Source organism: Bacillus sp. FG16 (assembly GCF_057809515.1).
The window spans coordinates 1-10,339 of sequence record NZ_JBMDKC010000144.1 but is presented as its reverse complement, the minus strand read 5'-3'; the positions used below and the strand labels follow the sequence as shown (position 1 = coordinate 10,339).

The following is a 10,339-nucleotide window of genomic DNA, read 5'->3' as shown; positions in this document are numbered from 1 at the left end:
TTTATTTTGGGAGCCTTTTCTTTTGGTAACAAACAAGTTATAATCTACTCAATAAATCGAATTATCAATCTTTATGTATACAGGAGGGATTCCTATGGTGGTCTACAAAGATAAAGAACGTGGAACATATTTCTTCGTTGTCAGAGTCCGTCAATTTGACGGTACACAAAAACAAGTGAAGCGTCGGGGGTTTAAAACGAAAAAGGAAGCACGTGAAGCGGAAGCAAAAATGTTGGTTGAAAAAGAAACGAACTCCAGTTTAACATTTGCTCAAGTGGCTGATAGCTATTTTGATTGGTATTGTCAGAGGAGGAAACAGTCTTCGATTAGCACCATTAAGACGATCCTTGAAAATCACTTATTAGAAAGATTCGGAAAATCAAAAATTAACAATATAACTGCTCAACATATCATGATTTACCAAAATGAAATTATAAACCAATATTCTGCCGTTTATTTAAAAAAGATTCACACCGTACTATCCTCAATTTTTAATTTTGCAATAAAGTTTTATGGTCTCGCAAGTAACCCTGCGAGAATTGCTGGCAACTTTGAAAAAGAATCAAATAAACGAATGAATTTTTGGGAATTTGATGAGTTTAAACAATTTATCGAAGTTGTAGATGACCCAATTTATAAAGCATTTTTCTCAACTCTGTATTATAGTGGCGCCCGAAAGGGGGAACTTTTAGCTTTAACATGGGCTGATATTAATTTCAAAGAAAACTCAATAGACATTAACAAAACCGAATATAACAGACAAATTACTACGCCCAAAACTAAGTCCTCTAATCGTGTTATTCTGTTACCTACATATGCCATCGATTTATTGAAAGAACTAAAAAATCATGCTACAGTAAAAATACCTTTAAAGAAAGATTATGTTGTATTTGGAGAACTTTATAAAAGCATCACTACAGCAACTCTTCATAAAGACTATGAAAAATACATTTTTATATCAGGTGTTAAACGCATATTAATCCATGAATTCAGACACTCTCATGCATCTTATCTAATTAACAAAGGTGTTAGCCCTCTTGTTGTAGCACAACGCCTTGGCCATTCAAATGTATCAACAACATTAAATACATATAGTCACTTATACCCGTCAAAGCAAGCAGAAGTTATTGCCTTTATGGAAGCTGATTTGTTATAATTGTTACCAAATCGTTCCCTCATCAAAAGTATTCCTTGATATTAAAGGATTCTAATTGATCTACACAATCAATTTTTACAACAACCTCTCGTAATTTTTTCTTTAACTTTATATCAGTTTGTAAATGCTCTTCTGAGAAAACTTTATATATCATTAATCCTTCTTGAGAAGGTACCTTCGTTAAGTTTAACTCACGAATATCGCGAGAAACCGTAGCTTGTGTTACTAATACATCTTTTTTTGCTAACAATTCTACTAATCTTTCTTGCTTATCTATTTCATACTCCTTTACAAATTGTTTAATTAACCGTTGTCTTTTTTCTTTTTTCATAAAAGACACCCCTTTTAATATTATAGCTCGCTATAATTTTCATCCGAAAGGGAGAGAAAAGAATGTTGCGGAAACGTTCATAGTTTAACTGTAAATATTAAATCAAACTAAATAAAAAAGAGAAGAACAGCATTCTGTTCTTCCTTTTACATTGAAAATCGTTCAATTGTTTGTTTCAAATCGGTTGCTTGCTTCTCTAAATCCTTTAATAATTGATCGATTACTATCATATTTTTAGACTGTTGTAGCGTCACACGCGCCACTTCTTGTGAACCAGCTGAAGTTTCTTCAGCAATTGCTGCTACAGCTTTTGTTTGTGCTCCTGTTTGATGAATGTGGCTCACTTGTTCATTCATATAACTACTAATTTGCTGAGTTGCATCGGCTACTTCCATAACACTTGATGACATTTCTTTTAAAATTAATTCCGTAGCTTCTCCACGCTGCGCCTCTTCTTTAGCTATTTTCACTTGTTCTGTCATTTTCATTGCAACTTGTTGTACTTCATCTTGCATATTCCGTAATAACTGCGATATGTTTCTTGCAGAATGATCACTTTCATCAGCAAGTTTCCGTACTTCTTCCGCAACAACCGCAAAGCCTCTTCCATGCTCTCCTGCGCGAGCTGCCTCAATAGAAGCATTTAGTGCTAATAAATTCGTTTGGCTAGCAATCGCACTCACAACAGACACAATATGTTCTACTTGTTTCATTCGTTCTTCTAACTTCTGTACATTTTGCATTGAATCTTCATTTTCTTTTGCCAATGTTTGAATACCGTGAATTAAAGACGTAAAGACACGAGTACTATGCCCTAAAGCTTGAACCATTTCTGAAGACAACGTATCAGACTGCTTCGCTTTTTCTTCTACTTCACTTGCAATAGACGTCGTTGTATCAACAGCAGAAACAATCGCTTGAATTGATGCCGCTGATTGCTCAGCGCCTGAAGAAATCTCTGCAAGTGTCTCAGATACACCCTGTGCTTGTTTCGTTGCTTCGCCTGTTTGTTTTCTAATCTGCTGTACTTGATTATTTGTATACGAAAATGTTGTATCAATATTTTTTACCATGCCCCTTAAGTTTCCTAACATCATATTAAATGCAACACTTAAAGATTTAATTTCATCATCTGTCTTCGGTAATGGAACATCTTCACGAATATCACCCTCAGCTGCTTTTCTTGCCGCCTCCTCTAACTTTCGAAGCGGTTTAATTAAAAATACAGCTGCTCCATATGCTAAAATTCCAGACCATACTACCCCTAATAGCATAACGATAATATTATATACAGTTTGACTTACATAACTTTGAAAATAATCGTATATCACGTAAATAAAAAATATACTTGTTGAATATGTAATGAAAGCTAAAACTGTAGTGAATAGCATAAGTTGTGTACGTAATCCAAAAGAAAATGTTTTCCTTTCTTTTTCCATCTTCTCTTTCCCCCTTTTTATAAGCAATATAAATACTACCTATATATTATTATCCATATTTTCATTATAGAAGGATATAGAGATTTTAAAAATTATTATTTCTTTGAATATCAAATTGCACGAAAAAAATAAAGGATTCTGACAATTTATGACTAATAACAGAAATAAGGGGCAACATTTGTGAAATATATTTTTAACTGGGGGTTTTGTATGATTCAAGTTCGAAATCTAGTAAAATCATTCGGTTCACTTGATGTGTTAAAAGGAATTGATTTAGAAGTAAAAGAAAAAGAAGTTGTTGTTTTAATTGGTGCCAGTGGTTCTGGTAAAAGTACATTACTTCGCTGTCTTAACTTTTTAGAAATGTACGATGAAGGCGAAATTCACTTACAAGGTGAGCGGATTGATCCAAAGCATTCAAATTTAAATAAAGTCCGTGAAAATGTCGGTATGGTTTTTCAGCACTTTAACCTCTTTCCTCATATGACCTCACTAGAAAACATCATAGAAGCACCTATTCACGTAAAAAAATTAGAGAAAGCAAATGCAAAAGATATTGGAAATCAACTTCTCCAAAAAGTCGGCCTTCAAGATAAAGCGGATGTAACTCCTCATCTTCTTTCAGGCGGTCAAAAACAGCGCATTGCCATTGCACGAGCTCTTGCAATGAGCCCTAAGATTATGCTATTTGATGAGCCTACCTCAGCTTTAGACCCTGAACTTGTTGGAGAAGTATTGCAAGTTATGAAAGAACTTGCTGAAGAAGGGATGACAATGGTTATTGTTACTCATGAAATGAATTTCGCAAGAGATGTAGCTGATCGCGTCATCTTTATGGACGATGGAAAGATTGTAGAAGATGCTCCGCCAGCACAATTCTTTTCAGCTCCATCACATGAACGGGCAAAACAATTTTTACGCAACGTTTTATAATGTAACTTCTGTTTCAAACGAAAAGGAATACATTCATACGGTGCACAACTAATCATCCAAATAAAATATTTCAATAACATACTTAAAACCATCCGTATGATCAATATATAGGAGGGGTTTTATGAAAAGAAAACTATTAACCATTGTTGCGAGCATTACACTATGTACATCCTTCATACTAGGAGCTTGTAGCAAAGAAAGCTCTACTACTTCATCAAATGGTGAAAAAGAATTTCGCTATGCGATGAGTGGATTATACAAACCTTTTAACTATAAAGAAAATGACGGCAAACTTGTCGGCTTTGATGTAGAAATCGGTGAAGCTCTTGCTAAAAAGATGAACATGAAGGCTACGCCAGTTACAAACCCATGGGAAACGCTAATTCAAGGTCTTCAAGCGAAGAAATATGATGTAATACTGGGTAGTATGGCAATTACAGAGGAGCGCTTAAAAGCTGTTAGTTTCTCAAATCCGTACTATCGCTCTGGCGCCCAAATTTTTGTGGCTAAAAAGAATACCGCTATCTCTTCTCCAGAAGATTTAAAGGGTAAGAAAATTGGTGTTGTAAAAGCTAGTACCTTTAAAAATCTTGTTGCAAAATATACAGATCAAATCACAGAATATGACAGTGATATTACTGCTCTTATGGATTTAGAGCCTGGGCGTGTTGACGCAGTAATTACGGATCAAATGGTTGGTCTACGTATGATAAAAGAAGGAAAATCGAATATAAAAGAAGCCGGAAAACCATTAAATCTTGATGAAATGGGAATTGCTATTCGCAAAGATGATAAAGAAATGGTTGAGAAAGTAAATAAAGCGTTAGATGAAATCATTAAAGATGGTACGTATGAAAAGATCAGTAAAAAATGGTTCGGGCGTAATATTCTTGGTGAAGAGGAAAAAACGAAGTAAGTAAGTTAGCCATTCAAAAGATTCATAAACAGTGCCCCACTGATTAAGTGTTCATTTTATGTGGGGCATTTCATTCTCTACTAAAATCTATACAATATGAGGTGAAACGCATGTTTGAAATTTTTATCTCTTCCTATCCCACACTCTTAAAAGCTACTATTGTCACATTACAATTAACATTAACTTCCCTAGTACTCGGTTCATTAATTGGATTATTATTCGCTTTCTTTCGAATTTCGAATAACAAAGTTTTAAATAGCATTGCTCATATCTATATTGCTATTATTCGTGGTACACCTTTAATTGTTCAAATCGCTATTCTCTATTTTGGGATTACATCCGTTGTTGTTTTTACCCCTTTTTGGGCAGGAGCAATCGCTTTAGCAATTCATAACGGTGCATATATTACGGAAATTTTCCGTGGATCTATTCAATCCGTTGACCGGGGACAATTAGAAGCAGCTCGCTCTTTAGGTATGCCTTACCCTTTAGCTATGCGCCGGATTATATTACCACAAGCATTTCGTCTGTCTCTTCCTCCTCTAGGAAACCAATTTATTATCGGATTAAAAGACTCTTCACTTGTCGCTTACGTAGGACTGTCCGAATTATGGGGATCAGGTTTATCAATTGCAGCAGGTAACTTCCAACAATTAGATACTTACATAATCGTTGGTGCATACTATCTCGTACTTGTTCTTCTATTTACTTATTTTGTTAATCTTTTAGAAAAACGATTACAACGAAAAGAAACTAACTCCTTCCAAGTCCATAAAAAGAACAAAAAGGAAGTTTCTTTATAAGAAAAAGCAAGCCTGAGATGGCTTGCTTTTTCACTGCAAAAATATATTAATTTTTACTGATTTACTTTTTTAATACTCTCGTCTTCCTCTATATGTTCCTCACGATATGAAATATTATGAGGATCTAGTCCATTTCCTAAAGAACCATAGAAATGCTCTCTATGCGGATCCACTAATTCACTTCCGTGATAATACACACGTGGTGTATTCCAAAGTGCTGCCAATGCTTTTGTCATCGGCATTTCGTGATAACGTTCCGGCCACATTTCTTTAATCTTCTCTTTTACTAACGGATAGTATTTAGAGCTCATAGCAGGAAACAGATGGTGTTCTGTATGATATGAGAAATTGAAATGTAAAACGTCTACCCAGCGCGGCACTGTTACTGATAAACAGTTTGCTAACGGATCATTTACTGGAACAATTGGATTTAAGCGGTGATTTGTTGCGATATATGCCATTACAATAAAGTTAGCAATCAACAACGGAATAACATATGCAAATAACCATTTTCCAGGTCCCATAATAAACAATAAACTAATCCAAACTGTCCAAGGCAAAAGAAGTTGAAGCCATACAGATTTTTGATTGGATGACTTGAACTCTTTTATAAAATGAAAGAACATTCGAGTCGAATGCAATGTAAATTGAATTGTTAGTGACAGAAAACTAAAGAATGAACGTACATGTAGAGGCATACGATATACCCAACTCAAAAACTTACTCTTCTTAAGTTTCTCAAGTGTCGGCCATGCATCCGGATCATTCTCTTCATGCTGTGTATGAACATGATGCGTTGCATTATGCCACTTTCTCCAAAGCTTTGGCCCTGTTGATAATGGCATAAATGCAATCGCGCCTAAGAAGTCACGAAGCCATGCCTTTCTTACAACAGTTCCATGTAAAATTTCATGCCCTAAAAATCCAAGTGAAGCAAAACATAATCCAAGAACAATCGCAATTCCTAGATTCGCCCACACATTCAATTCAAATACACCAATCGATATTAACCCCGCCAATGCCACAAGCAAATAAGCCAGTCCACCAAATAAACGAGTAGGCACTGGTTTAAATGCTTTTTTCGGCAAATGTGGTGATACACGTGCTGCATACCACCCAAACGTATGAAGCTCCTTCATCCTTTTGCCCCTTTCTTATGCCGCGCCTTGCGCAACTTACATATATCAATTCTTGCTTCCAGATTGATTTTACTAGATGATCCAAAAAGCATCTATTATAAGGAAAATATACTCACTCTATCGTCTCTTATTTTTCGCTTTTATTATCAATGAAAAACATTTCTCTTTTTACTCTCTATCAACCTTTCCACATGATGAATCATAACAATAGAATTTCTATATTGTCAACAACTTTTATGACCTAGTAATAAAAGTTGGTTATACTTTTATAATCATACTTTATTTCACTAAAGAAAATGTATAGATTTCATAAGGATTTACCCACTATATATAGACATTTCCTTAAACGCCATAGACTCTATCTCATTCAATAACTCTCTATGTAATCAACAAACAGAATCACTTAAATTTAGTTTTATATAAATCCTACTTCTTCATAATGCCCCACCTAATTAATTATATTAAAATAATTTATAACCTCTTTTAATAAAAATAGACTACTTCTAAAACAACACACATGAATTTCATATAATATGGAAATATTAAAAGGAAAATTGTTCTAAAATCAGGAGGTTTCTGCAATGACAAGTGATACATTTCCACAACTGCCGCTATCTTATTGGATTGAATCTACTCAGTTTCCTACTTTCCCTCGTTTATCCGAAAATATAAAGACGAAAGTTGCTATTATCGGTGCTGGTATTACAGGTATTACTACTGCCTATTTACTTGCAAAAGAAGGCATCGATGTTGTTTTAATTGATTCTGGTCGTATTTTACACGGGACGACTGGACATACAACAGCGAAAGTAACAGCACAACATGATCTTATTTATGATGAATTAATAACTCATTTCGGTGTAGAAAAGGCCGGGCTTTACTATGAATCAAATAATCAGGCTCTACAATTCATAAATGAAACTGTTCAAACATATAAAATCGACTGTAATTTCTCAAATGAAGATTCATATTTATATACAACTACTGATAATGGATTAAGAAATTTATCGAAAGAATATGAAGCTTATCAAAAATTAAATATACCTTGTGACTACGTTCAATCTCTATCAATTCCTATTCCAGTACAATCTGCACTTGTCATGAAAAATCAAGCACAATTCCATCCCCTCCTTTATTTGAAAACACTTTTAGAAAAGTTTGTGGAGATGGGCGGCAAATTTTATGAACAAACAACAGCTATGGATGTCGAAAAAGGGGATTATCCACAAATAATTACAAAGGATGGCCATCATATCACTTGTGAATATGTCGTCTCTTGTTCACATTTTCCTTTTTATGATGCGAATAGCTTTTTCTTTACGAGAATGTATGCAGAACGCTCCTACGCTCTTGCAATAAAAGCAAAAACGGATTATCCAGGTGGCATGTATTTAAGTATTGATGATCCAAAACGCTCCTTACGCTATATAACAGATAATGGAGAAAAATTGATTTTGATTGGTGGGGAAAGTCATAAAACAGGACAAGGAATAAATACGATGCTTCATTATGAAGCACTCTACTCTTTTGCTGAAGCAACTTTTGGAGTAGATGAAGTTCCTTATAGATGGTCAGCACAAGATTTAATTACTCTAGACAAACTCCCTTATATCGGACATATTAACGAAAGGAATCCAAATATATTTGTTGCAACTGGATATCGCAAATGGGGAATGACAACTGGAACTGCTGCCGCTCACCTACTGAAGGACTCCATCCTAAAAGTCCACAGTCCCTATAAAGAACTATATGCACCATCACGCTTCCATGCAAATCCAGATATAAAAATGTTCCTCTCCCAGAACATTGATGTTGCGAAACATTTAATTGAAGGAAAGATTGAAACCGCATTACGTAAGCCAGAAGATCTCGAAGTTGGTGAAGGATCTGTCGTACATGTTAACGGTAAACGAGCAGGTGCTTATAAGGACAAAGAAGGTAAATTACATATCGTCGATACAACTTGTACACATCTCGGCTGTGAAGTTGAATGGAATAATGGTGATTGTACTTGGGATTGCCCTTGCCATGGTTCTCGTTTTTCAATTGAGGGAGACGTTCTTGAAGGTCCAGCAGATCAACCGTTAAAACGAGTTGATAATGAGTAAACAAATAAAGAAGTTCAACAGAATTACTGTTGAACTTCTTTATTTGTAATAAAACTTTTTCAGATAAATTTCGACACCAAGAAGGAAAATATTAACATTAAATAAAATAATATATTCATCTACAAATTAAAAGGGGTGAATATTATGCAACCTTCAGCTCCACCTCATCTAGAATCTACAGAAACTATCTTTTCAAGCTCTATTACAAAACTTGTTGTTTTTATTTGTTGGCTAGCCATTTTAGCTGATGGATATGATTTAGGTATTTACGGTGCCGTTCTACCAAAGCTCCTAGAAGACAAAAGCTGGGCGCTATCACCAGCGCATGCTGGTACAATTGCAAGCTATGCTTTATTTGGGATGTTTATTGGAGCTATTCTAGTTGGAACGATTACAGATCTAATTGGGCGTAAATGGACGCTTATATGCTGTTTAGCACTTTTTTCTATCACAATGGGTTTAGCGGCTATCGCTCCTTCTCCTGAGTTATTTGGATTGTCTCGATTTATAGGAGGAATCGGATTAGGCGGTGTTATCCCAACGGCTTCAGCACTTACTGTTGAATATTCCCCCCCAAAAAGGCAATCTTTTATTTATGCTCTTATGTTTACGGGCTATCCTTTAGGTATCGTGTTAGGTGCTATTTTGTCTATGTTTATGTTAGAAGATTTCGGATGGAGAATTATGTTTGGTATCGGAATAATTCCACTACTCCTTATTCCTTTCATTATTCGCTATTTACCTGAGTCCATTCAATTTTTATTATCACGTAATCGCCAAGAAGAAGTGAACCAAATTCTTAATCGTTTTCAAATTGAATTTCATGTAAAAAATAAAACTCATCAAGCCCCATCTACTATACAAAAGGAAAATGGATTTTTCACTTTAATCTCAAAAGAATACATAAAAGCAACGCTACTTTTTTGGATCACTTATATAATGGGAATGTTTCTAATATACGGTTTAAACACTTGGTTACCACAGATGATGCGTCAGGCGGGATATCCTCTTGGATCTAGTCTGTCATTCCTACTTATACTAAATATTACCGCAGCTATCGGCGCATTATTCGCTGGAGCAATTGCTGATCGTATAGGAGCAAAAATTGTTATTAGCATCTCTTATCTTATGGCAGCCATATGTATCGGACTATTAACAATTAAACCATCTGTTACAATCATTTATCTTTTAATTGGCCTTGCTGGTATTGGATCAGTCGGTATTACTCAAATATTAAATGCATATGTAACACAATACTTCCCATCACATATCCGAGCTACCTCCTTAGGCTGGGGACTGGGACTTGGCCGAGTTGGTGCAATTTCTGGCCCTATTCTCGTCGGTATTATTATGACAATGCAATATGACTTAGCATGGAATTTTTACTTATTCTCCTTTGCAGGTCTTATCGCAGCTATATCTGTTTTCTTCATTCCTACAAAATAAAAAGAGCACAAACTTTGAAGTGACCCCTAAAAGTTAGACACGGTTATTTCATTAGGCAGCTTGATAAA

General features: G+C 35.1%; 7 protein-coding genes and 3 pseudogenes. 6 read left to right on the top strand and 4 right to left on the bottom strand.

Features of this window, described 5'->3' with window-relative positions:
• Window positions 1-94: 94 nt before the first annotated feature.
• On the top strand, window positions 95-1,156 hold the full coding sequence (locus ACODS7_RS29470; RefSeq protein WP_243168930.1) for a tyrosine-type recombinase/integrase: 1,062 nt from the start codon (window positions 95-97) through the stop codon (window positions 1,154-1,156).
• 52 nt (window positions 1,157-1,208) lie between these two features.
• Here the strand turns inward: ACODS7_RS29470 and ACODS7_RS29465 are convergent.
• The 3 pseudogenes from ACODS7_RS29465 to ACODS7_RS29455 all read right to left on the bottom strand — a co-directional run.
• Window positions 1,209-1,487 (bottom strand): annotated as a pseudogene (locus ACODS7_RS29465) (arginine repressor); the annotation flags it as partial.
• Window positions 1,488-1,633: 146 nt separating this feature from the next.
• A pseudogene (locus ACODS7_RS29460) lies at window positions 1,634-2,206 on the bottom strand (methyl-accepting chemotaxis protein); the annotation flags it as partial.
• 369 nt (window positions 2,207-2,575) lie between these two features.
• Window positions 2,576-2,761, bottom strand: a pseudogene (locus ACODS7_RS29455) (HAMP domain-containing protein); the annotation flags it as partial.
• Between the two features lie 375 nt (window positions 2,762-3,136).
• Here ACODS7_RS29455 and ACODS7_RS29450 point away from each other — a divergent pair.
• The 3 genes from ACODS7_RS29450 to ACODS7_RS29440 all read left to right on the top strand — a co-directional run bounded on the left by ACODS7_RS29450 (window position 3,137) and on the right by ACODS7_RS29440 (window position 5,578).
• Window positions 3,137-3,859: an amino acid ABC transporter ATP-binding protein gene (locus ACODS7_RS29450; protein WP_000616921.1), complete on the top strand. Its 723-nt coding sequence runs from the start codon at window positions 3,137-3,139 to the stop codon at window positions 3,857-3,859.
• Window positions 3,860-3,980: 121 nt separating this feature from the next.
• The gene (locus ACODS7_RS29445; RefSeq protein ID WP_000823754.1) at window positions 3,981-4,775 is read left to right on the top strand and encodes an ABC transporter substrate-binding protein; all 795 of its coding nucleotides are present in this window, start codon (window positions 3,981-3,983) and stop codon (window positions 4,773-4,775) included.
• 47 nt (window positions 4,776-4,822) lie between these two features.
• Entirely contained in the window at window positions 4,823-5,578 is a 756-nt protein-coding gene (locus tag ACODS7_RS29440) for an amino acid ABC transporter permease (RefSeq protein ID WP_140163721.1), read from the top strand.
• A 53-nt stretch (window positions 5,579-5,631) separates the two neighbouring features.
• Here ACODS7_RS29440 and desB read toward each other — a convergent pair whose 3' ends face one another.
• Window positions 5,632-6,717, bottom strand: coding sequence for a Delta(10) desaturase DesB (desB, locus tag ACODS7_RS29435; RefSeq protein ID WP_000661219.1), 1,086 nt, complete (start codon window positions 6,715-6,717; stop codon window positions 5,632-5,634).
• A 581-nt stretch (window positions 6,718-7,298) separates the two neighbouring features.
• On the opposite strand from desB, the gene ACODS7_RS29430 reads away from it, so the two are divergent.
• Complete coding sequence (locus ACODS7_RS29430) at window positions 7,299-8,825, top strand: FAD-dependent oxidoreductase (RefSeq protein WP_029441496.1); 1,527 nt, start codon at window positions 7,299-7,301, stop codon at window positions 8,823-8,825.
• A 144-nt stretch (window positions 8,826-8,969) separates the two neighbouring features.
• The gene (locus ACODS7_RS29425; RefSeq protein WP_243168931.1) at window positions 8,970-10,271 is read left to right on the top strand and encodes an MFS transporter; all 1,302 of its coding nucleotides are present in this window, start codon (window positions 8,970-8,972) and stop codon (window positions 10,269-10,271) included.
• Window positions 10,272-10,339 lie beyond the last annotated feature (68 nt).

Excerpts from the sequence above, each read along its gene's own strand:
- ACODS7_RS29470 (WP_243168930.1), top strand. The coding sequence starts at position 95 with ATGGTGGTCTACAAAGATAAAGAACGTGGAACATATTTCTTCGTTGTC.
- ACODS7_RS29450 (WP_000616921.1), top strand. The coding sequence starts at position 3,137 with ATGATTCAAGTTCGAAATCTAGTAAAATCATTCGGTTCACTTGATGTG.
- ACODS7_RS29445 (WP_000823754.1), top strand. The coding sequence starts at position 3,981 with ATGAAAAGAAAACTATTAACCATTGTTGCGAGCATTACACTATGTACA.
- desB (WP_000661219.1), bottom strand. The coding sequence starts at position 6,717 with ATGAAGGAGCTTCATACGTTTGGGTGGTATGCAGCACGTGTATCACCA.
- ACODS7_RS29430 (WP_029441496.1), top strand. The coding sequence starts at position 7,299 with ATGACAAGTGATACATTTCCACAACTGCCGCTATCTTATTGGATTGAA.
- ACODS7_RS29425 (WP_243168931.1), top strand. The coding sequence starts at position 8,970 with ATGCAACCTTCAGCTCCACCTCATCTAGAATCTACAGAAACTATCTTT.